The sequence below is a fragment of the Roseibium sp. genome (genome assembly GCF_965232425.1).
Lineage (GTDB): Bacteria > Pseudomonadota > Alphaproteobacteria > Rhizobiales > Stappiaceae > Roseibium.
Window position 1 is genome coordinate 2,588,387 of sequence record NZ_OZ246971.1, and the last position, 21,114, is coordinate 2,609,500.

The following is a 21,114-nucleotide window of genomic DNA, read 5'->3' on the forward strand; positions in this document are numbered from 1 at the left end:
TCAGTATGCGTCCGCATTGTCGATGTCGAAATTGTAGAGCTGGCGGGCGGAGCCGTAGCGCGTGAATTCCTCCGGCTGCACATCGCTGATGCCCGCCTTTTCGAGCAGGCCGCTCAGGCGCTCGATGTGTTCGGGCCGCATCTCCTTGGCGATGCAGTCTGCACCCAGGCTCTTGACGGAGCCGCGCACGAACAGTGACGCTTCGTAGAGTGAGTCGCCAAGCGCGTCGCCGGCATCGCCCAGGACGACAAGGTTGCCCGCCTGCGCCATGAATGCGGACATGTGGCCGATACTGCCCTTCACGACGATATCGATGCCTTTCATGGAGATCCCGCAACGCGAGGATGCGTTGCCTTCGACGACGAGGAGACCGCCATGCCCGGTGGCGCCCGCATACTGGCTGGCGTCGCCTTTGACGATCACCGTTCCGGACATCATGTTCTCGGCAACACCCGGGCCGGCATTGCCATGCACGGTCACGGTGGCTTCGGCATTCATGCCCGCACAGTAGTACCCGACGCTCCCGCGCACATCGACACTGACCGACGCATCGATACCGACTGCAACGGCGTGACTGCCGCGCGGGTTCAGGACTTCAAACGCGGTGTCGTTGCTGCCGTCATCTATGGTGTGAAGGGCCTGGTTGAGCTCGCGAAGCGGCTGGGCCGACAGATCGAATGTGCGCACGGTCAATGCTCCCAGAAATAGACGGTTGCCGGTTCGGGTTCCCAGATCCTGGCTGTCTCGATGCCCGGCAGGTCGGCAAGCGCACAGTATTCGGAGCCGAAGGCAACGTACTGGTCTGTCTCCGCCATGACGGCGGGCTTGCAGGCAATCGGGTCGCGCACGACACCGAAACCGGACCGCGTGCCGACGACGAAGGTGTAGAATCCGTCCAGATCGCTGAGCCCGCTTTCCAGCGCTTCACCGAGCGAACTGCCTTTTTGAAGCTTGTGCGACAGGTAGGCAGCCGCGACCTCGCTGTCATTTTCGGTCTCGAACGTCTGCCCGGCCCGGATGAGCTCGCGGCGCAGATTGTTGTGATTGGAGAGCGATCCGTTATGCACCAGGCACTGGTCCGGGCCGGTGGAGAACGGGTGCGCGCCGTTCGTTGTCACGGCCGATTCCGTGGCCATCCGGGTGTGGCCGATGCCGTGGCTTCCAGACATGCCGGCAATATCGAAACGATCTGCCACGTCCTTCGGCAAACCGACTTCCTTGAAGATCTCGACAGTCGAACCGGCGCTCATGACGGTGACATCGGGCCTCAGGCGTTTCACGGCAGCGCGCGCTTCAGGCACTCGGTCTTCAGGAAGCGTGATGACCGCATGGGTGGATTTGACCTCGACGCCGACGCCCGTTCCCAATGCTCCGGACAGGTCCGCCTCAAGTGTCTTGAAATCGGTTTCCGGGATCTGCGACTGAATGGTGATCTTGCCCCGGTCATCGACACCTTGTGTGTAGATGGCGATGCCGGCGCTGTCAGGTCCGCGTCCCGTCATCGTGACGAGCATCTCCGACAACAGCCGCCCGAGTTCCGGCTCAAGGGCCTTGTCTTTCAGAAACAATCCAACAATGCCGCACATTGCGTGCAAAACCTCCGTTTCGAATTCGGACGGACGTTATCAGGCCAATGTCAGCGGTTCAACTATGAAGAATAAATTTTTCCTAAAAGGAATATTCGCGTCTGAGGCTCACGCTGGCATGGGCTCGTTCAAGTGGTCTTTTGCGGATAGGAAATGACGGACAGGTAGCGGATCGGCAGGTCGACAAGGACTTCGGGTCCGTGCGGTGCATCGGCGTCGAAGAAGAGACTGTCACCCGCTTCCATTTCGTAGGTCAGGTCTCCATGCCGGTAGATGACCTTGCCCTGAAGCATGTAGATCAGTTCCGTGCCCAGGTGCTGGAAGGTCGGAAAGACATCCGATTCCTCCGTCAGGCTGATCACATAGGGCTCGACGATGACGCCGCTGGTGTTGCTCTCGATGTGCCCGAGCAGATTGTACTGGTGTCCCGCCCGGGTTCCCCTGCGCTCGATTTCGACGCCTTCTCCCGACTTGACGAAAACGGCGTTGCGCGGTTCCTCGTAGCGTTTGAAGAGATCGGTGATCGGGATTCCCAGGGCACCGGTAACGGACTGCAGCGTGGAGAGGGACGGCGATATCATGCCGTTTTCGAGTTTCGACAGCATGCCGAGCGAAAGCCCGGTCGCCGAGGCGAGGTCCGCCACCGTAATGCCGAGCTGCTTGCGGTGTTCGCGCACTTCCCGTCCGATGGCGAGTTCGAGCTTCTTTTCCCGCTTTTCGGTCACCTGATGCGGGTTTTGCGTCAGGCTCCCCTGTGCTCCCTTTGATGCCGCGCCCGGTTTGCCAGCCGCTTTCTTCCCGGATTTTGCGTGTTTCGTCATTTCAAGAATGTTCTTTCCGAGAGCGGATGAGCAGCAGGAAACCTCGTCCCGTACCCTAGATACCTTTATCCGCACGCCGCCTGTCAAGGGCCTGCTCGAGCCTGCCGGAGGCCGGGTTGTTGCGTCAGTCGGTTGGCGATGACCAGGAAAGCGGTTCTTCGCCCAGATAGGGCGCAGGCCCATGTGCTGCTGGACGGCTGCCATCAATGCGCAGGGGCGACAGCAGGGTATTGAAGCTCTCGTCTCCGCGCCGTGTTTCTCCGATCATGCCGAGTTCCTGAAGTATCCCGGAGTTGACCAGCTGGTGCCAGTCCATGACGGGAGCTGCCCAGAGATCCGCGTCGTCCATCTTGTCCAGCCACGCCTGTGTCGGCTGTGTGGCGACCTGATCGGCAAGCAGCCGCGCGATCACATCACGGTCCTCGAACGGGTCCAGACCCTCAAGAGACGCGGAGATCCCAAGGCATCGGAAGAGAGCCTGAAGGTCATTCATGGCGATTGCCATATGGCCGTCGGCCGTCTGATAGACGCCATAGGGAGCTGCGAGATAGGCATGGGCGGGGTTGTTGCGCGGACGGGTCGGCGTCTGCCGCCCGTCGTTCAGAAATGTCGACAGCAATTCGAATTGCAGATCGGTGATGGCTTCGATCAGGCTCGTTTCGACAACGCCGCCTTCGCCGGTGATGCCGCGCCGGACCAGCAGCGCCAGGATCCCCTGCGCCAGGGCCGCGCCAGCCAGCACGTCGGCGACTGGCAGACCGATGGCAACCGGGCCGTGCTGTTCCGCCCCCGTCAGCCACATGACACCGCTGCGCGCCTGCGCCAGCAGATCCTGGCCGGGCAGGGTGGACCAGTCATTATCGCTGCCATAGCCGGAAACCGAGCCATAAACGACGCGTGGATTGCGCTCCCTGACGTCCTTTGGGCCGAACCCGAGCCGCTCGATGACCCCGGGCCGGAAGTTCTGCACGACGACATCGGCCTCGTCGATCAGTTCCCAGACCTTCTGCCGGTCCGCTTCCGACTTGAGATCGAGCGCGAGGGAGCGTTTGCCCCGGTTGATGGCGTGGAAAATGGTGCTCTCCCCGTCGATCAGGACATCGGACACATAGAGATAGCGGGACAGGTCTCCCTTGCCGCGGCGCTCGATCTTGATCACGTCCGCCCCGAGGTCGGCAAGGCGGAGGGTTGCATATGGACCGGCAAGGAACTGGCTGAAATCGACGATCTTCAGGCCCTTCAAAGGGGCGTCGCTCATGTCAGGCGCCCTCCCGGAAGCTTGCGGCGAAGGCGGCGTCAAGCGCCGCGATGGCCTCATCGACACCGGTTTCGCCGGTCAGCGCCGCGTTGACGATCTCCGAGCCTTCCTGCTGAAAGGCCATGTAGCCGTCATGCCGCGGTCTCAGCCAGGCGGCCTCGTGTGTCAGCCTGGTGTTCCAGTAGGCGTTGAGCACGGGCTCGTTCACCTCGGCGCTTCCCCAGGCAACCGCATTGCCGGGCTGGCCGTTCGCCCGCGCATAAATGCCCGACTGGCAGTCTGCGCCGGCGACCCAGGCGACGAACCGGCTGCAGAGTTCCGGCTGCCGGGTCCGGCTGGAAACGGCCAGACCGGTTCCACCGAGCGCGGAGCCGACCGGACCAAAGGATCCGAGTACCGGAATATCGGTAAAGGCGAGGCGATGCGCGCGGTACCCCCGGTTGGCATAGCCCTTGTAAAGGTAGGTGAGCGGCGCCAGCCGCAGAGTGCTGTCTTCAGCCAGCCGGTCCATCGCGGCGATCGGGTCCATCTTGAAGCAGTCCGGATCGATGTGATCGGTCACGGCCTTGAGCTGTGAAAACACGGTTCTTGCAACGTCGCCCGGTAACAGGCGCTCCCGGTCCGATCCGCATGGATGGCCGATATTTGCAGCGAGCGTATAGATGCACATCAGGCAGTGCGGCGGACGCATGGGAAGGATGACGGCACCCTGCAGCGCCGCCTCTTTCACATCCGCCCAGGTTAGAGCCCGTTCGCCGAGATCGGGCCGGTGCGCCTGCACCTGTGTGGCAGCATCGACGGGCAGGGCCCATTGATGGCCGTCGATCGTGTAGCTCGCATAGCTCTTGCCGACGGTTTCATTGGCAATCGCGGTGAGGTCCTCTTCCGGAATGCTCGCATCGAGCGCCAGCAGGCAGCCGTCGCGCGCCGCGGCCCCAACATGGGGATGGTCGATGATCATGAGATCGTATTTGGCGGCCAGTTCATCGACAGGCGTGCTTTCAAATCCCTGCAGCGATCTTTTGTCCCAGGTGATCGTCACACCGGGGTTCGCCGCTTCGAATTCGGCAGTTGCCGCGATCAGCGGGTCGTAGCCGCGCGGGTCCGACCATGTCATTCCTTTGAGGGCGATCGCGCCGGTCATGCCTTGTCTTTCCTGTTTTCCCGAACCTAACCGGCCGCGCCTGCGCCGATCTTTTTCGATATCTCGTTGCCCGCATCGATCAGCACTTTCTTGCACTCGTCGATGTCGGGATCACTGGACTTGATGAGGCGCCGGACAAAAGGCACCGTCAGCGAGGCGGCGACCTCTCCGCCAAATCCGATGATCGGAACGGAGACGTTGTGGACCCCCTGAATGATCGCCGACGGGCTCTGGCAGACGCCCGTCTCGGCGGCCTGCCGCACCGTGTCTTCAAAGACGTCCAGCGCTTCTTGTGTGAAATTGGGGTTTTTTGAACACATCTGCGCCCGCTTTTCGCGCGTCATCTGATAGCTCAGGCAAGCGCCCGATGACGTGAACACCATCGGGACACGCGCGCCGAGACGCACCGAGGTGATGTTGTTTCCCGGCGGATCGACCTGCGCGATGACAAGAATTTCGCTGCCGTTGAGGATCGCCAGGTGAACGGACTGGTTCAGCCGGATCGCCGTTTCTTCCATGATTTCACCGGCCACGGCCGTCAGGCGCTTCGTCGGCGGAAAGCGATGGGACAGCTCGAACATGCGCATGGTCAGGGAGTAGCGCTCGCTTGCGGTGTCCAGCATCACGTAGCCGCGGCTCTGGAGGACGGCCAGCATGCGGTAGATCTCGCTTATCGAGCGGTTGAGCGCCTGTGCGATTTCCGCCTTTTTCAGGCCCTGCGACTGCTCGGCCAGAAGTTCAAGAATATCGAGCCCCTTCGACAGAGCGGGCGCGCTGTATTTCAGGTTCGCGTCGGCGTCGCCGTTTTCGTTTCTGTCCTTGACTTTCTCAGGCACGGGGCATCCCTCGTTTCTCGTTCAAAGGCCCTGTGTGCCTCAGAGCTGCCACAGCCTGCAAGCGTTGATGCGGTAAAGCGCATTTCTTTCATCTTCGGACCAGCCTGCGGTCAGATTGTGCGTGGCAGCCACCCAGATAGCGAGACCGCCTCCGAGGTTGCAGACCGGGCTGTCGGATCCCCAGACAATCCGGTCGGTGCCGAAGGCTTCGACGGTTTCATCGACATAGGGCCTTATGTCCTCAAGGGTCCACGTGTCCGGATCGCCATAGGCAATCACGCCGGAGATCTTGGCGGCCACGTTCGGCCTCTCGGCCAGGGCCTTGATGCCTGCCCGCCAGGGGTCGAAAGACTGGGCGGCGACGTCGGGCACGCCGCAGTGATCGAGGACAAATTGGACGTCGGGGCAATGGTCGACCAGCTCCAGGGCGAGGCCATGCTGGCGCGGGAACACGCACAGATCGAATGTCAGTCCCGTTCCCGCCATGCTCTTGATGTTGTCGCGGAAGGTTGCCGTCGTGCTCGTTTCGTCCGGAACGACATGAAGCACGCGCCGCAGACCCTTGACGTTGGGATTGCTTGCCGCGCGTTCCAGAAAGGCCGGAAAGCCGGCACTCTCAGGGCGGCAGGAGGAAATGGCGCCGCGCAACAGGCTGTCCGGCTCAGCCATCAACTCCTCGATCATCCGGGTTTCGTCTTCAATCAGTTGTTCGGCAACGTCGACTTCCATGTGCAGACACCCCTCGATCCCGAGGCGGCCGGCGTTGCGTGTGTAAGCGCCGAACCGGCTGTCCTGATTCAGCGCTTCGACGTCGCTCAGCCAGGGATAGTCCAGCCGGTCCCGGTAAATGAGATGCAGGTGTGTATCGAGCAGCATGTTGAGGGTCCTCCCGTTTCCAGATAATCGTTGACTAAATATAAAAGTCAAGTTTATATATGAATTATTGACGCGAAGTGCAGGGCTGACCTTCGCCGATCAACGGGAGGAACAGATGGGTAATCACGGACTTAAATCGCTGCTGTGCGCGACCGCGCTGGTGGCCGTCGCCGGCAATGCTGCTGCCGGTGAATTCGACGGCGTGACGCTGCAGGCCAAGCTGATCGGCGGCCAGCAATACGAGGCGCTCTACGCGCGCATCGGCGAGTGGGAAGAAAAGACCGGTGCGAAAGTCGACGTCATTTCAAAGAAAAACCACTTTGAACTCGACAAGGAATTCAAGTCCGACCTGGCCGCCGGAACGCTCGGCTGGTGCGTCGGCTCCAATCACTCCTCGTTCGCGTCCCAGTACCCGAGCCTCTACACGGATCTGACGCCCTACCTGACAGCCGACTTCATCGGGGAATACGTTCCGTCCAACATCGCCGCCTCCAAGATCGGCGACGCCCTGGTGATGCTGCCGCGCGCGCAGTTCGACGTTTCGGCGCTCTATTACCTGAAGTCAATCTACGAGGATGAGGACAACAAGGCCGCCTACAAGGCGAAAACCGGCCGGGATCTCGCTCCGCCCGACACCTGGGACGAGTACAAGGAACAGGCAATCTTCTTCACCGACGCGCCGAATTTCTACGGCACGCAATATGCCGGCAAGGACGAGGCGATCGTCGGCCGTTTCTACGAGCTGGTCATTGCCGAAGGCGGGCAGCTGTTCAACGACGACTGGTCACCTGCCTTCAATTCGGACGCCGGCAAGCGTGCGCTCAAGTGGTTCGTCGACCTCTACGAGGCCGGTGCCGTTCCTCCAGGCACGACCTCCTATCTCTGGGATGACCTCGGTCAGGGCTTTGCGTCCGGAACGATCGCGCTGAACCTGGACTGGCCGGGCTGGGCCGGTTTCTTCAACGGCGAGGACTCCTCCAAGGCGGCCGGAGATGTCGGCGTCAAGGTTCAGCCTGCGGGCACCGCCGGTGTGCGCACCGGCTGGTCCGGTCACCATGGCTTTTCGGTCACGGAATCCTGTGACAACAAGGAAGCCGCGGCGTCCCTGGTTGCCTGGCTGACCAATGAGGACAGCCAGAAGCTGGAAAGCTCCGCAGGCCCCCTGCCGACGCGGACCGCCGTCTGGGACCACGTTGTGTCCTCGGCTGAGGGCGACGCCTACCGGACCGAGGTGCTGAAGGCCTTCCAGGCGGCCGCTTCGCATGCCTTCCCGGCGCCACAGACGCCTTACTGGATCGAAGCGACCAACCTCATCTATCCCGAGCTGCAGGCCGCCATCCTTGGCGACAAGTCGATCGACGACGCACTAAGCGACGCATCGGAAGCCGTGGATGAGATGATGCAGGAAAACGGCGTCTACTGACGGCGCTGCCAATCGGCCGGGGGATCCGTCCCCCGGTCGTATCCGGGTCCGGCCCGGCATCCAGGTTCCACTGAAATTCCCTGTTTTCGAGGACGCAAGCAATGTCACGCTTCCGGCCACCGCCCTGGTTCGTTCTGCTGCTGCCCGCGATCATCATCCTTTCGGCAGTCGTTCTGATCCCGCTGCTGCTGTCGCTTTACTCCAGTTTCACGCCCTATCGGCTGACGCGTCCGGAGACGCTGTACAAGTGGATCGGCACCTACAACTACGAAAAGGCGATCGAGAGCGCGCATTTCTGGGCTGCCTTCGGAAGGACCATTCTGCTTCTGACCATTGCCCTCAACCTTGAAATGCTGATGGGTCTCGGTCTGGCATTGCTCGTCAACAAGGTCACCTACGGACAGCGCACGCTGCGCACGATCATGATGTTCCCGATGATGTTCTCGCCGATCCTTGTCGGATTCCAGTTCAAGTTCATCTTCAACGACAATGTCGGCCTCGTGAACAACGCCCTGCAATCGCTCGGGCTTTCCAATGTCGCGATCCCCTGGCTGGTGGATGGGCAACTTGCCTTCTTCTCGATCCTGGTTGCCGAAATGTGGTCGTCGACGTCGGTCTTCGCGATCCTGATCCTGGCGGGCCTGTTCGCGGTGCCGCGGGATCCGATCGAGGCCGCGAAGGTCGACGGCTGCACACCCTGGCAGAGCTTCCGGCACATAACGCTGCCCTACATCATGCCGTTCATCTACATCGCGCTGGCGATCCGGTCGCTCGATGTCGCACGCGCCTACGATATCGTGCAGATCATGACGAATGGCGGACCTGCGCGCAGGACCGAGCTGTTGTGGACCCTGATCGGCAGGACCGGCTATGTCGATGCCAAGATGGGTTACGCCAATGCCATGGGTTACATCTCCATTTTCCTCGCGATCTTCTTCACCATCTACTTCTTCCGCAAGCTGAATGCCGCGCGGAGCGAACTTGGCATGGCGGGCTGAGACATGAATGAAAATCTTCAATACCGGATCCGGGCCCGCCTTCTGAGGGTGCTGCATTTCGTGACGCTGTTCATCGCGATGGCCATCATCTGCGTCCCGGGCTTGTGGGTGGTGCTCAATTCCTTCCGTCCGACCGTCGAGATCATGGCCAAGCCACCCGTCTGGGTGCCCGGCGACCTCAACCTAGACAATTACCGCGCCATGTTCGGTGCGGTCGGCGAGGGCGGTGTGCCGGTGCTGCAGTATTTCACCAACTCCCTGATCATTTCGGTGACCTCGACACTGATCGCGATCCTTGTCGGCATGGCCGGCGGGTATGCCTTTGCCCGCTACCGGTTCAAGGGCAAGGCATCCATCTTCATCGGCCTGATGCTTACGCGTGCAGTGCCGGGTGTCTCCCTGTCCCTGCCGCTTTTCATCGTCATGGCGAAGACGGGGCTGATCGACACGCATATGGGACTGATCCTGGTCTACGTGGCCCTGAACGTGCCGTTCACCATCTGGCTGATCGACGGTTTCTTCCGCCAGGTGCCGGTCGAACTTGCCGAAGCGGCGGAAATCGACGGGTGCACGCGCTGGCAGGCGTTCTGGAAAGTGGAGTTTCCGGTGGCCCGCGCAGGTGTCGCATCGGCGGGCATATTCGCCTTCCTCACCAGCTGGAACGAATATGCGCTGGCCAGCCAGCTGACCCGGTCGACCTTTTCCAAGACCATGCCGGTGGGCCTCCGGGATTTCACCAGCGAGTTCACCATCAACTGGGGAGGGATGTGCGCGCTCGCGGTGCTGATGATCATACCGGCGCTGATCCTCACCTTCCTGGTCCAGAAACACCTTATTGCCGGCCTGACCTTCGGCGGCGTCAAAGGATAAGACAGAATGGCGAAAGTTAACCTGCGGAAGGTTGTCAAGAAATACGGCGCGTTGCAGGTCGTTCACGGCATTGACCTGGACATCGACGACAACGAGTTCGTCGTTCTGGTCGGGCCGTCGGGATGCGGCAAGTCGACGACGCTGCGGATGATCGCCGGTCTGGAAGCCATCTCGGACGGCGAGATCTCCATCGGCGAGCGGGTGGTGAACGATCTGCCGCCGCGCAACCGCAACATCTCGATGGTGTTTCAGAACTACGCCCTTTATCCGCACATGACCGTGCGCGAAAACCTCGGCTTCTCGCTCAAGATCGCGAAGCGGCCGCAAGAGGAAATCGACCGGGCCGTCGATGCGGCGGCGCAGATCCTGAGCCTGTCGGACTACATGGACCGGAAACCGGGTGCGCTTTCCGGCGGCCAGCGTCAACGGGTGGCGATGGGACGCGCCATCGTGCGGCATCCGGACGTGTTCCTGTTCGACGAACCCCTGTCGAACCTCGACGCGAAGCTGCGCACGCAGATGCGCACCGAAATCAAGAAGCTGCACCAGAAGGTCAAATCGACGATCGTCTATGTCACGCATGACCAGGTGGAAGCGATGACGCTGGCCGACCGGATCGTGATCATGCGCGATGGCCATATCGAACAGGTCGGAACGCCTCTTCAGGTGTTCGAGACACCGGCGAACACCTTTGTCGCAACGTTTATCGGGTCTCCGCCGATGAACCTCCTCGGCGGGGTGATCAGGGACGGTGGGATCGCCATCGAAGGCGGCCCGCAGATTGCCGTGCCTGACCCTTTCGCAGGCAAGGTCTCGAACGGCCAGGAAGTGATTCTCGGGTTCCGTTCGGACAATCTGATGCCGAGCGGGCACGCAATGCCGATGGAAGGCGGCTTCACCGAGTTCGACATGAAGGTGGATCTGTCCGAGCCGCTCGGCACGGAAACGCTGCTGTTCGGATCACTTGCCGGGAAGGAGGTTCAGGCGAAGATGCTCAATCCGCGCCCGGTGGCAGATGGTGAAGAGCTGCGCTTTCAACTGGACCTGACCCGCTGTCACCTGTTTGACGCGAACAGTCAGCAGTCGCTGAGGTAACACATGGCCGAGATCAGAAACGTCCGCATATACATGGCCGACCTGAAGCCGAAGGTGAAGCGGGTCGATGCGATACAGAGTTTCGTCAGCCAGGAGACACCCTTTGTCGAGATCACCGATTCCGACGGTGTCTCGGGGCGCGGCTACAGCTATACGATCGGCCAGGGCGGTCCGGCTGTGATGGCGTTGCTGCGCCACACACTGGTGCCGCAGCTGATCGGCCGGGAGGCCGAGGAGATCGAACGGATCTGGCGCGATCTCCTGTTCTCGACACATGCGACGGCGGTCGGCGCCATCACGTCTCTCGCACTTGCGGCGATCGACACGGCGCTCTGGGACCTGCGCTGCAAGCGTGCGCGGCTGCCGCTCTGGCGCATGCTCGGCGGGGCGAAAGACCGCGTTCCGATGTACACCACCGAGGGCGGCTGGCTTCATATCGAGACGCAGGCCCTGGTGGACGATGCGCTTTCGGCCCAGGCAATGGGATTTGCCGGTTCGAAGATCAAGATCGGCCGGCCGCATCTGAGCGAGGACCGCGCGCGCCTCAAGGCCGTGCGCGAGGCGGTGGGCGATGTCTACGAGATCATGGTCGACGCGAACCAGTGCTTCTCGCGCGCGGAGGCGACCCGCCGGGCCCGGATCCTGGAGGAGTTCAATATCGGCTGGTTCGAGGAGCCGATGCCGGCGGACGATGTCATGGAGCATGCGCGGCTGGCCGCCCATACATCCGTGCCGATCGCGGTGGGTGAAAGCCTCTATTCCCTCAGCCAGTTCAAGGATTACCTGGTCAGCGGTGCGGCCGGCATCGTCCAAGCCGACGTTGCGCGGATCGGCGGCATCACGCCCTGGATGAAGGTTGCCCATCTGGCGGAGGCCCACAACGTCCCGGTCTGCCCGCATTTCCTGATGGAGCTTCATGTCAGTCTTGTCTGCGCGATCCCAAATGCGCCGTGGCTTGAATACATCCCGCAGCTCGACAGTCTCACCGCATCGACGATGCGCATGGAGGCCGGCAGCGCCATTCCGTCAAACACACCAGGACTCGGGATCGACTGGGACGAGGAAAAACTGGCCGCGGCCCGGATCGCGCCGTTCGATGCCGAGTTCTCGCAATAGGAGCGTGTCATGCAGAGAATGGGAATGATGATCGGCCTGGAGCAGGAAAAGGTCTCCGAATACAAGCGGTTGCACGCGGATGTCTGGCCCGGTGTCCTGAAGATGATCTCCGATTGCAACATCCGCAACTATTCGATCTTCCTGAAAGAACCGGAAAACGTTCTCTTCGGTTACTGGGAATATCACGGCGAGGACTTTGCGGCCGACGCGGCGAAAATGGCCGCCGACCCGGAAACGCAGCGCTGGTGGGATGTCTGCATGCCCTGCCAGAAACCGCTGGACACCCGGAAGGACGGGGAATGGTGGGCCATGATGGAAGAGGTCTTCCACCAGGACTAGCACCTTTTCAGACTCGGGTGCGGCCGGCTCCCGATGCAGGTAGCGAAAGGCTCTGGAGACAAGATGTTCGAGGATCTGCAACAGCATTGGCCACGGGCGGCCAATCCGAAACCGATCGTCATTTTCGGGGCGGGGTCCATCGTGACGGACGCGCACCTGCCCGCCTATGCCAATGCCGCATATCCGGTCGCGGGGGTCTACGACCCGGACCTGGAAAAGGCACGGGCGGTCGCACAGGCACACGGGATCGCCGCCTTTTCAAGCCCGGAGGAAGCGGCCGGCCACGCGGACGCGGTCTTTGATCTTGCGACACCGCCCGATGCGCATGCGGACATTCTCGCCATCCTGCCGCCGCGCTCCGCGGTGCTGATTCAGAAGCCGATGGGCAGCGATCTTGCCGGTGCGACACGGATCCTGAAGACCTGCAGGGACCGCGATCTTCTGGCCGCGGTGAATTTTCAGCTGCGCTTCGCGCCGATGATGCTCGCGCTGCAGGATGCGGTGACAAAGGGTGTCCTCGGTGACATCGTCGATTTCGATGCCTGGCTCGCGCTCGATACGCCCTGGGGCCTGTGGAAGTTTCTCGAACCCCTGCCGCGTGTCGAAATCAGCCTGCATTCGATTCACTACCTTGATTTCATCCGCGGTCTGCTCGGCAATCCGTCGGGCGTCCATGCCAAGTCGATGGGGCATCCCTCGTCCAGGATCGCCCAGACCCGCACTGCCGCGATACTGGACTACGGAGACCGGGTCCGGTGCGCGCTGTCGATCAACCACAATCACGCGTTCGGGCGCAAACACCAGGCATGCGAATTCCGAATCTGCGGCACGAAAGGCGCTGCCTACCTGCAGCTCGGCGTCAACCTCGACTATCCGAAGGGGGAGCCGGACATTCTTGAAATCAACACGGGCGAGGGCTGGAAGAGCATTGCGCTCGACGGCAGCTGGTTTCCGGACGCGTTCACGAGCCGGATGAGCCAGCTTCAGCGCGTCGCCACCGGAGAGGAAGGAAGCCTCGTCAGCAGCGTCGAGGATGCCTGGCACACGATGGCCCTTGTCGAAGCCGCCTATGAAAGCAGCGCCGCGCCCGCCACGCCGATTGCGAGGAAGCCCCAATGAACATTCAGGAAATCTACTACGAGGACTACGAGATCGGGCATGTGCGCGAGACCTTCGGGCGAACGATCACGGAAACGGACTTTGTCGTTCACGCCGGGCACACGGGTGATTTCTTTCCCCACCACATGGATGCCGAGTGGTGCGCCAAGCAGGATTTCGGCCAGCGGATCGCCCACGGCACCATGGTGTTTTCCATCGGTATCGGACTGACGGCGAGTGCCATCAATCCGGTCGCCTTCTCCTACGGCTATGACCGGCTGCGTTTCATCAGGCCGGTTCATATCAACGATACGATCCGCACGCGTCTGACGATCGACCGGAAGTTCCCGGACCCGAAGCGGGAGGGCATGGGGCAGGTCTTTGAAAAATGCGAGGTCCTGAACCAGAGGGATGAAACCGTCCTGTTCGCCGAGCATATCTACCTGGTGCAGATGCGCGGGGAAGGGTGAAAAGCGTGACCTTGCCAACACCTTGCCGGCACCCGTTCGAAATGATCCGTCAATCCTGGAGGAAGGAAAGCCATGAGTGACCTGCGCTATGACGACGAGCACGACGATGCAAAGCTGTTCAACGTGGAAACCTGGCTCTACGAGGATTTCGTGGTTGGCGACAAGTGGCGCTCCATCCGCCGGACCATTTCCGAAGGAGAGGCAATGCTGTTCAACAGCCTTGTCATGGACAATCACCCTTACGTCGCCGACGAGATCTTCGCGTCCGAAGAGGGGGTGTTCAACCGTCGGCTGGTCGCCGGCGCGATGGTGTTCAGCTACGGTCTCGGACTGATGGCGCACAACAACGTCAACACGTTTTCCTACGGCTACGACAAGCTGCGTTTCATCAAGCCGGTCTTTATCGGAGACACGATCTACACGGTGCGGACCAACCTGGAAAAACGCCCGAAATACGAAGAGATGGGGCTCGTGAAGGTGTCCTACCAGGTCTACAAGAACAAGGGTGAGCTGGCGCTCTATGCCGAGCACCTGCAGACCGTGAAGTATCGCCACCCGGAGAATTTCACACCCGAAAAGAGGGCTGGTTCGGGCTGAGAGTCCGAACCTGGCGTCCGGACCCTAATCCAGATATCTCCCGGTATCCGCACCGAGCGCCGGTCCGCCGGCAGCCGATGTCATCACCTGTCCGTCCATGCGGATCGGGCAGCGGGTCGTTCTGATCGCTGTGCCGTCGGGAGCCGTGACGGTCTGAACGGCATCAAGCGCCGCGAAGCCTTCGGTTTCGATCAGCGCCGGCCAGTCGAGGACGCGCGCGCACCAGATGTCGGCAGGCTCCAGCCTTTCCAGCCAGTCCCCGACATCGCCCTCTCGCAGAAAATCGCGGAGCACGGACTTGACTTCGTCCCGTTGCGAAAAGGCGAGGCCGGGATCGGAGAAGGGCGCCAGGGCCGGGCACTCCAGAAGCTCCGCCAGTTTCGCGATGGGGGCCATGGCAATGGCGATGTAACCGTCCTTGCAGGCGTAGATCCCGTAAGGCGCACCGACGGAAGCGTTGGCGTTGCTGACGGCGCTGCGCTGCGACATGGCGCCGTCACCATTGAGGAAAGCCGTGAAGAGCTCGAACTGCATGTCGATTGCCGAGGACATCAGGTCGACCTCGACAAGGCCGCCCCTGCCGGTCTTTTCGCGCCGGAGCAGGGCTGCCATGATGCCCTGAACCAGGTGATTGCCGCAGGTGATGTCGAGAACCGCGAAGCCGGCGGGCACCGGCGGATCGTCGCGGTTTCCCGAAAGCCAGGCCATGCCGCTCAGCGACTGGACGAGAAGGTCCTGCCCGGGTTTTTTGACCCAGGGGCCGGTCGTGCCGTAACCGGTGACGGCACCGTAGACAAGCCTGGGATTGCTTTTGCGGACATCTTCCCATCCCAGGCCGATCCGCTCCATCACACCCGGCCGGAAATTGTGGATCATCACGTCCGCGGTGCTCAGGAGGTCCTTGATCCCGGCCAGGTCTTCCGGGTTCTTCAGGTCGGCGGCAACGCTCGCCTTGTTCCTGTTGATCGTATGAAACAGCAGGCTGTCCGTACCGACTTTCTGATCGGAGATCACCAGCGATCTGCACAGGTCGCCGACGCCAGGCCGCTCGATCTTGATTACCTCCGCCCCAAGGTCCGCGAGCCGGAGCGCTGCCATCGGACCGGCCAGGAACTGAGCGAAATCGAGGACACGCAATCCTTCCAGCGGTTTCATGACGTCTGGCTCCCAAATGATCCGTATATGAAACTCTTTTTTATATACCAATATATCAGGTCATGCGTCGCTTCAAGCTTGCCGGCAAATGAACCGGATGTACGCGGCAGCGGCGACGCGCTTCCCCGAACACGCGCTTGAGGCTCCGTGGTTGCGAGCGGCGGCAAGTCCTGCGCAGAATGTCAGTGGTTCAGGACCGTCCGGTTCCGATAAATCGGGGGCCGATAACCTGAGCAAAGTGATCCATCCGTCTCGCAAGAGTGTGTGAAAGAATGTCAAACGACAACAACCAGGGTGGCGGCTGGACGCCGTCGACGCGCTACCCCGATCCCTCCGTCATTTCGCTGGACCCGCGTTTCGACGCACTGAAACTGCCGCTTGCCGGTGTCGAGAGGCTTGCCACGGGCTGCCGTTGGAACGAAGGGCCGGTGTGGTTCGGCGATGGCCGTTACCTTCTGTGGAGCGATATCCCCAACAACCGGATCATGCGCTGGGACGAGGTAACCGGGGCGGTGTCGGCCTATCGCGAGCCGTCGACCTTCGCCAACGGCCAGACACGGGACCGTCAGGGGCGCCTGATCACGTGCGAGCATGGTGGCCGGCGGGTCACGCGCACGGAATATGACGGCACGATCACGGTCCTGATCGACCGTTTCGACGGCAAGCGGCTGAACTCTCCCAACGATGTCGTCGTGAAGTCGGATGGATCGGTGTGGTTCTCCGACCCGCCCTTCGGCATCCTGGGTAATTACGAAGGTCACAGGTCGGAACCCGAACTCGGCCAGAACGTTTACCGCCTCGATCCGGAGACAGGGGAGGCGTCGATTGTTGCCGATGACATCCTCGGACCCAACGGTCTGGCTTTTTCGCCGGATGAGAGCAAGCTCTACATCGTTGAATCCCGCGGCGTTCCGAGCCGGAAAATTCTCGAGTATGATGTCGCGGCGGATGGCAGATCGATCTCGGGCAAGCGTATCCTGATCGATGCCGGGCCCGGGACGCCGGACGGCTTCCGCGTCGATGTCGAAGGCAACCTGTGGTGCGGCTGGGGCATGGGATCGGCGGATCTTGACGGGGTCATGATCTTCTCGCCGGACGGCACGCCGATCGGGCGCATCGCGCTGCCCGAGCGCTGCGCAAACCTGTGTTTCGGCGGGCGTGCGAACAGCCGCCTCTTCATGGCTGCGAGCCACTCGGTCTATGCGCTTTACGTCAATGTCGCCGGGGTGAAGGGCGGGTAGTTCGGCGCAAACCGCAGTTCTGATTCGTCGGTATCCGACCAGACGGCCGTAGTCAGCGTGATCGCGAAACGCCAGCCGGTGGTGATGGTGGTGCATAAAGGATAAGCGGCCCATGGGGCCGCTTAACAGGTTTGTCCGCTTATTGTTTTCCGTTAGGTGTCACTGCGCCTGTTTCTGCGCCAACTCATTAGTCCGAGGAGGCCGAGGCCACCTGCAAGGAGCGGCAGGGCTGCCGGCAGCGGTACGACAGAAACTGAGTAAAATCCTGTCGCGATTGATGATCTTGTTTTGCCGTCTTGTGTGGGGTGCTGAGATATGGAGTTCAGTGCCTGCCAGCCGTTACCCACATCCGCCTGGATGGCCCAGGAAAGCGTGAAGTCCTGTCCGGCACTGTTGTTCACGACGGCGCCCAACGCTCCGAAAGTGCCGATTTCGTCCAGGCCGATGCTGGCAAGATCGGTAATCCAGGGGTTGGCGCCCAAACCGGACACGGTCATCGTCAGCCGTGTAGCGGCGTTTGTCGGGTTTAGGTTGATGCTGTTCAGCCAGGTCGTTGTCCCTGTCCAGGTCGCGGTCGTGCCGCTCACGCCGCTGAAGTTGAGCGGATCAGCCGAGCCGTTAAGCCCGGCGCCCGTGGGTCCGTAGTCGACTTGATTCAATCCATAGTAGAGTTCGCTCAGACCGCTCGTGTCAAAATTTGAAAAATTCCAGACCGCCAGGCCATTTGCGCCGGAGACTCCATTCCCGGAAAAGTTGTTTCCACCTGGAGCGGGATAAACCGGACCTGCTGGTGCTGCCTGAGCGCCGATTGAGCCGATTGTCATTGAAGCGCAAAATGCGCCTACGATAAGTGCCGTTTTCATAACTACCCCCTGTCTTGCAGTAAAACGTAGTTCTTCTGACAAAAAGCCATGTATATATTGGCTTTTTTAAAGCAAATATTGATATGTGCTTGGATATTTAACGTAAATAGAATAGGCATATCGTGTATTTGATGTCAAACATGGTAAATAAAATTAATTTTCACTGATATGTTATTTTCCAATTATTGAAAATAACAGAAATTTGAACAATATTCATGAAAACAAAGGCTTGCTTACCTTACGTAATATAAATCACTAATGTAAGTAATGACAGGTACTTGAAAAAACTATCAGGTTAGATTGTAGGGTCGGAGAACAAGGTTTTTTTGGTGGTGCCGGGCGGGTTGGGGGAATTGTTGAAGGTCGCTAGCCGCAAATTCTCATTTTTCCGAAGGCCCGTTCGGCGCACCTCTCAAAGTAAAAAAGCGCTACCGGTACCTCTTTCGCCTGGAGCATCACCCCCGTACGAGGCCATCAAGCCTTTTGCTTCGGCATGGTTCGGGATTGCCTGGCCAGCGCGGCCCCGTTCGCGATGTGGCCGACGTCTTCGCCTGAAATCGTGTGTTGAAACCGCAAGTCGGCTGTTGACGATCCCCGATGGGACAATCTGGTGGGCTGCGCCATTCAGGACAATCGAACAACCGGCCGAACCGTGCCTGAACCGGAGGCTACCCACCGTGTGCAAAGCGCGCTTAAGCGCGTCCCAATTCGTGCACGGCGCCGTTGAGGCGGTCTTTCCGCCAGATGCCGGGAGGGCTGCCGAATTCGCGTTTGAAGGCGGTCGAAAACGAGGGTTCGGAATCGTAGCCTGCAGCCAACGCGATCGAGCCGATCGGACGGCTGGGCTCCGTTTCGAGTTGATTGGCAGCCATGATGAGGCGCCAGCGGGTCAGGTAGCGCACGGGCGTGACACCCGTGACGTCGGCAAAGCGGGCCGCAAAACTGGACCGTGACATTCCGACTTCCGATGCAAGGCCAGTCACGTGCCAGTCCTTTCCAGGATCCGCGTGGATCAGTTGCAGCGCCTTTGCGATCTTGGGGTCCTTCATACCCGCAATCCAGCCCGAATTTTCCGGGGCGTAATCCTTAAGCCAGCCGCGCATGAAGGACATGTACAGGAGATTGACCAGTCCATCGAGCTGGGCCAGAGCTCCCGGGTCATCCGAATGGGCTTCTGCCGCGACCGCGCGCAAGACAGGTTCCAGCGCTGAGAAGCTCGAATGGCTTTGATCCCGCAGGACAACCTGATCGGACAGGTGCTCCACGAGGTCCTTTGCCGTCTGACTGCTGAAGTTGAAACGCGCGCAGATGATCGACGTCTCCTCTCCCTCGGCATCCTTGACCACTTCGCAGATTTCGCCGGCATGAACGTCATGCATTCGCACACGCGTGTCGTTTTCGGCGAAGGTCACCATCCGGGCGTCCGGCGTGCTCCCCAGGACATGTCCGTGGCCTTTCGTGAACATGACCATGTCGCCCGGCTTCAGTTGAATTGTCTGGTCGCGGAAGGTTACGCAGGCGGTTCCCTTGAAAATGCAATGAAAGACAGCCTCGTCCGCTGCCGGAGATTCGAAAGCCCAGTCGCCGCGCAGGCTCAAAAGTCCTGTGACCCGGTTTCTGACGGTGATGTGTTTCAGGATGTTGCTGATCAGGTCCAAAGTTCATCCCCGGGATGAGATTTGTGACAAGGAAGTTTTTTACCATTTTGAAGCTAGGTGAATATTAGCGCATGAAAAGTGACGCAGATCACGGCCCACCGTGTTTCGGACTTATGAAAAAGACACTTGGCGTTTGGAAGAAGAAACCGGATTGCGAAAGCCTGCGGTATGCTCCGGCAGGCCTTTCGGGTTCCTGTTGCCGGCGCCAGACGCGGCGCCGTTTGCCGTCAGGTCATTGCCGGAACCGTCCGGCGAAAGAGCAAAAATCCGGCGATCCCTGGCGGATTATCGTCTTCTTGCGGGTCTGCGAGGGTTGTTCTCCGAAATGCTTGCGGTAGTAGAGCGCGAACCGGCTGCAGTCCCAAAAGCCTTCACACGCGGCGATATTGCCGACGGACTCGCCGGAGTAGCGCTTGTCGCGCAGCCTCTGCCGCGCGTTGTGCAGCCGGATGGCCCGTGCATAGGAATGCGGACCCATTTGCACGTGACTGGCAAAAGCCTGTTCGACGGATCGCATCGAGCCCAGCCTGGAAAGCGCCCTATTCAATCCGTCGCCAATCGTGAAATCATGTTCGCAGATGAGACGGCGGGCCCGGAAAAAGCGATCCGAGGCCGGTGTGCGCCGATCGACCTCAAGCCCGCCATGTATCAGCCACTCCAGCGAGAAAGCGGACATGATGCCGGACATCATTGCTTCGCCGACAGACTGGCCCGATTTCGGACTTCCGGCCATCGAGGTGCGTGGTCCGCCCAAAAGAGGCAGCATGACGTCCTCCCTCAGTCGGGACGCGAGCCGTTTCGACCGGACAAATGCTCCTTCCGGCCGCACCTTTTCGAACCAGGTCCTTGCTTCGGGAACCAGAATATCATTTTCGAGAATGGCCTTGCCCGCAACGCTCAGCGTCAGAAGCGTGCTGTTTTCCGGCGCGGGCATTGCCGCAGCGCCTTCGGGCGGCAGCACAAAGATCCACGAGGCGGGGTCCCGTGTACCGAAAACAAGGTCTTCGGTGTCTTCGCCAATGCAAACGCAAAACAGAAACCTATCCGGATCGACTTTCATGCGCATCTCCACCGTGCAGGCGCATCTGGACAGGTGGATCGAGGCCTCCTCCATGGGCGCGAACGCCACGCTCGCGTCAAACTTGCCCGGGCTGAGCTGGACGCTTTCCAGCCTTACGCCGTCAAATAGCTTCGAAAACGCGTCTATGTCGTCGCATGGGACGTTTTTCGCAGCGGGCGATGCAGCGGGGACATTATCCGGATCATCGCGGCGGTTCGTCAGGCAATGCACGTTCATTGGGTTGTCACCGCCAACGTACGGAAGGATAGGGCCCTTGCCAGGCTTCCCGGCGCCTGCATGGGGCCTTTCATGAGATCGTTGCGCAGGTCAGGAGGGCGGACGCCGTTGCCGATAAGTCTCATGAGAATGGGTGCTTTCATTTCGATGCGGTAACGGCTTCACGGGCAGAAATCGCGCCGACCGCATCCTGCCCGCCGGCGGACGCGGCGTTTGTTTCGGGAGCGGCGCGCGAGAGCCGCAAAAGATTGCTTGCGATCCTCAAGATATCATTCCGGGTTTTCTTTCGCTTTTTCGGGCCTCCTGAATTCTTTCTTCATGCTCCAAGATTTTCCGCGCGCATTGCCTGCGGCTTACGTCGCTGAAACATGGC

At 60.5% G+C, this 21,114-nt stretch carries 21 protein-coding genes; 10 read left to right on the forward strand and 11 right to left on the reverse strand.

Annotated features, from left to right (window positions below):
* The 7 genes from ACO08A_RS11830 to ACO08A_RS11860 all read right to left on the reverse strand — a co-directional run bounded on the left by ACO08A_RS11830 (position 1) and on the right by ACO08A_RS11860 (position 6,521).
* Positions 1–687: a protein GlxC gene (locus ACO08A_RS11830; RefSeq protein ID WP_422041253.1), complete on the reverse strand. Its 687-nt coding sequence runs from the start codon at positions 685–687 to the stop codon at positions 1–3.
* Between the two features lie 2 nt (positions 688–689).
* Positions 690–1,586, reverse strand: coding sequence for a class II glutamine amidotransferase (locus ACO08A_RS11835; protein WP_422041254.1), 897 nt, complete (start codon positions 1,584–1,586; stop codon positions 690–692).
* 128 nt (positions 1,587–1,714) lie between these two features.
* Positions 1,715–2,407, reverse strand: coding sequence for a helix-turn-helix domain-containing protein (locus ACO08A_RS11840; protein ID WP_422041255.1), 693 nt, complete (start codon positions 2,405–2,407; stop codon positions 1,715–1,717).
* A gap of 124 nt (positions 2,408–2,531) precedes the next feature.
* Positions 2,532–3,665: a CaiB/BaiF CoA transferase family protein gene (locus ACO08A_RS11845; RefSeq protein ID WP_422041256.1), complete on the reverse strand. Its 1,134-nt coding sequence runs from the start codon at positions 3,663–3,665 to the stop codon at positions 2,532–2,534.
* 1 nt (position 3,666) lies between these two features.
* Complete coding sequence (locus tag ACO08A_RS11850) at positions 3,667–4,809, reverse strand: extracellular solute-binding protein (protein ID WP_422041257.1); 1,143 nt, start codon at positions 4,807–4,809, stop codon at positions 3,667–3,669.
* A 26-nt stretch (positions 4,810–4,835) separates the two neighbouring features.
* The gene (locus ACO08A_RS11855; protein WP_422041258.1) at positions 4,836–5,645 is read right to left on the reverse strand and encodes an IclR family transcriptional regulator; all 810 of its coding nucleotides are present in this window, start codon (positions 5,643–5,645) and stop codon (positions 4,836–4,838) included.
* A 39-nt stretch (positions 5,646–5,684) separates the two neighbouring features.
* Positions 5,685–6,521 (reverse strand): amidohydrolase family protein, encoded by an 837-nt coding sequence (locus ACO08A_RS11860; protein ID WP_422041259.1) that lies wholly within the window; start codon positions 6,519–6,521, stop codon positions 5,685–5,687.
* Positions 6,522–6,636: 115 nt separating this feature from the next.
* Here ACO08A_RS11860 and ACO08A_RS11865 point away from each other — a divergent pair, with 115 nt between their 5' ends.
* From ACO08A_RS11865 to ACO08A_RS11905, 9 genes are all read left to right on the forward strand, one after another.
* Positions 6,637–7,944, forward strand: coding sequence for an extracellular solute-binding protein (locus ACO08A_RS11865; protein WP_422041260.1), 1,308 nt, complete (start codon positions 6,637–6,639; stop codon positions 7,942–7,944).
* A 101-nt stretch (positions 7,945–8,045) separates the two neighbouring features.
* Entirely contained in the window at positions 8,046–8,942 is an 897-nt protein-coding gene (locus ACO08A_RS11870) for a sugar ABC transporter permease (RefSeq protein WP_319384663.1), read from the forward strand.
* A gap of 3 nt (positions 8,943–8,945) precedes the next feature.
* Positions 8,946–9,812, forward strand: a complete 867-nt coding sequence (locus ACO08A_RS11875) for a carbohydrate ABC transporter permease (RefSeq protein WP_422041261.1) — start codon at positions 8,946–8,948, stop codon at positions 9,810–9,812.
* 6 nt (positions 9,813–9,818) lie between these two features.
* Positions 9,819–10,907 (forward strand): ABC transporter ATP-binding protein, encoded by a 1,089-nt coding sequence (locus ACO08A_RS11880; RefSeq protein ID WP_422041262.1) that lies wholly within the window; start codon positions 9,819–9,821, stop codon positions 10,905–10,907.
* A gap of 3 nt (positions 10,908–10,910) precedes the next feature.
* The gene (locus ACO08A_RS11885) at positions 10,911–12,023 is read left to right on the forward strand and encodes a mandelate racemase/muconate lactonizing enzyme family protein (protein WP_422041263.1); all 1,113 of its coding nucleotides are present in this window, start codon (positions 10,911–10,913) and stop codon (positions 12,021–12,023) included.
* A 9-nt stretch (positions 12,024–12,032) separates the two neighbouring features.
* The gene (locus ACO08A_RS11890) at positions 12,033–12,362 is read left to right on the forward strand and encodes an L-rhamnose mutarotase (protein ID WP_422041264.1); all 330 of its coding nucleotides are present in this window, start codon (positions 12,033–12,035) and stop codon (positions 12,360–12,362) included.
* A 63-nt stretch (positions 12,363–12,425) separates the two neighbouring features.
* Positions 12,426–13,481 carry a Gfo/Idh/MocA family protein gene (locus ACO08A_RS11895; RefSeq protein ID WP_422041265.1) on the forward strand — a complete coding sequence of 352 codons (1,056 nt, stop codon included), beginning with the start codon at positions 12,426–12,428 and terminating at the stop codon, positions 13,479–13,481.
* Positions 13,478–13,930 carry a MaoC family dehydratase gene (locus ACO08A_RS11900; protein WP_421980264.1) on the forward strand — a complete coding sequence of 151 codons (453 nt, stop codon included), beginning with the start codon at positions 13,478–13,480 and terminating at the stop codon, positions 13,928–13,930. Before ACO08A_RS11895 ends, ACO08A_RS11900 begins: the two co-directional genes overlap by 4 nt.
* A 72-nt stretch (positions 13,931–14,002) precedes the next feature.
* Positions 14,003–14,527, forward strand: coding sequence for a MaoC family dehydratase (locus ACO08A_RS11905; RefSeq protein WP_422041266.1), 525 nt, complete (start codon positions 14,003–14,005; stop codon positions 14,525–14,527).
* A 24-nt stretch (positions 14,528–14,551) separates the two neighbouring features.
* Here ACO08A_RS11905 and ACO08A_RS11910 read toward each other — a convergent pair whose 3' ends face one another.
* Complete coding sequence (locus tag ACO08A_RS11910; protein WP_422041267.1) at positions 14,552–15,682, reverse strand: CaiB/BaiF CoA transferase family protein; 1,131 nt, start codon at positions 15,680–15,682, stop codon at positions 14,552–14,554.
* A 272-nt stretch (positions 15,683–15,954) separates the two neighbouring features.
* Here ACO08A_RS11910 and ACO08A_RS11915 point away from each other — a divergent pair, with 272 nt between their 5' ends.
* On the forward strand, positions 15,955–16,923 hold the full coding sequence (locus tag ACO08A_RS11915; protein WP_422041268.1) for an SMP-30/gluconolactonase/LRE family protein: 969 nt from the start codon (positions 15,955–15,957) through the stop codon (positions 16,921–16,923).
* A 152-nt stretch (positions 16,924–17,075) separates the two neighbouring features.
* On the opposite strand, the gene ACO08A_RS11920 is transcribed toward ACO08A_RS11915, so the two are convergent.
* The 3 genes from ACO08A_RS11920 to ACO08A_RS11930 all read right to left on the reverse strand — a co-directional run bounded on the left by ACO08A_RS11920 (position 17,076) and on the right by ACO08A_RS11930 (position 20,741).
* Positions 17,076–17,786: a hypothetical protein gene (locus ACO08A_RS11920; RefSeq protein WP_422041269.1), complete on the reverse strand. Its 711-nt coding sequence runs from the start codon at positions 17,784–17,786 to the stop codon at positions 17,076–17,078.
* 692 nt (positions 17,787–18,478) lie between these two features.
* Positions 18,479–19,444 (reverse strand): AraC family transcriptional regulator, encoded by a 966-nt coding sequence (locus tag ACO08A_RS11925; protein ID WP_422041270.1) that lies wholly within the window; start codon positions 19,442–19,444, stop codon positions 18,479–18,481.
* 232 nt (positions 19,445–19,676) lie between these two features.
* Positions 19,677–20,741 (reverse strand): helix-turn-helix domain-containing protein, encoded by a 1,065-nt coding sequence (locus ACO08A_RS11930; RefSeq protein WP_422041271.1) that lies wholly within the window; start codon positions 20,739–20,741, stop codon positions 19,677–19,679.
* Between the last annotated feature and the right edge of the window lie 373 nt (positions 20,742–21,114).

Coding starts and splice junctions, on each gene's coding strand:
- ACO08A_RS11835 (WP_422041254.1), bottom strand. CDS start 1,586: ATGTGCGGCATTGTTGGATTGTTTCTGAAAGACAAGGCCCTTGAGCCG.
- ACO08A_RS11840 (WP_422041255.1), bottom strand. CDS start 2,407: ATGACGAAACACGCAAAATCCGGGAAGAAAGCGGCTGGCAAACCGGGC.
- ACO08A_RS11845 (WP_422041256.1), bottom strand. CDS start 3,665: ATGAGCGACGCCCCTTTGAAGGGCCTGAAGATCGTCGATTTCAGCCAG.
- ACO08A_RS11850 (WP_422041257.1), bottom strand. CDS start 4,809: ATGACCGGCGCGATCGCCCTCAAAGGAATGACATGGTCGGACCCGCGC.
- ACO08A_RS11860 (WP_422041259.1), bottom strand. CDS start 6,521: ATGCTGCTCGATACACACCTGCATCTCATTTACCGGGACCGGCTGGAC.
- ACO08A_RS11865 (WP_422041260.1), top strand. CDS start 6,637: ATGGGTAATCACGGACTTAAATCGCTGCTGTGCGCGACCGCGCTGGTG.
- ACO08A_RS11870 (WP_319384663.1), top strand. CDS start 8,046: ATGTCACGCTTCCGGCCACCGCCCTGGTTCGTTCTGCTGCTGCCCGCG.
- ACO08A_RS11875 (WP_422041261.1), top strand. CDS start 8,946: ATGAATGAAAATCTTCAATACCGGATCCGGGCCCGCCTTCTGAGGGTG.
- ACO08A_RS11880 (WP_422041262.1), top strand. CDS start 9,819: ATGGCGAAAGTTAACCTGCGGAAGGTTGTCAAGAAATACGGCGCGTTG.
- ACO08A_RS11885 (WP_422041263.1), top strand. CDS start 10,911: ATGGCCGAGATCAGAAACGTCCGCATATACATGGCCGACCTGAAGCCG.
- ACO08A_RS11890 (WP_422041264.1), top strand. CDS start 12,033: ATGCAGAGAATGGGAATGATGATCGGCCTGGAGCAGGAAAAGGTCTCC.
- ACO08A_RS11895 (WP_422041265.1), top strand. CDS start 12,426: ATGTTCGAGGATCTGCAACAGCATTGGCCACGGGCGGCCAATCCGAAA.
- ACO08A_RS11900 (WP_421980264.1), top strand. CDS start 13,478: ATGAACATTCAGGAAATCTACTACGAGGACTACGAGATCGGGCATGTG.
- ACO08A_RS11905 (WP_422041266.1), top strand. CDS start 14,003: ATGAGTGACCTGCGCTATGACGACGAGCACGACGATGCAAAGCTGTTC.
- ACO08A_RS11910 (WP_422041267.1), bottom strand. CDS start 15,682: ATGAAACCGCTGGAAGGATTGCGTGTCCTCGATTTCGCTCAGTTCCTG.
- ACO08A_RS11915 (WP_422041268.1), top strand. CDS start 15,955: ATGTCAAACGACAACAACCAGGGTGGCGGCTGGACGCCGTCGACGCGC.
- ACO08A_RS11920 (WP_422041269.1), bottom strand. CDS start 17,786: ATGAAAACGGCACTTATCGTAGGCGCATTTTGCGCTTCAATGACAATC.
- ACO08A_RS11930 (WP_422041271.1), bottom strand. CDS start 20,741: ATGAACGTGCATTGCCTGACGAACCGCCGCGATGATCCGGATAATGTC.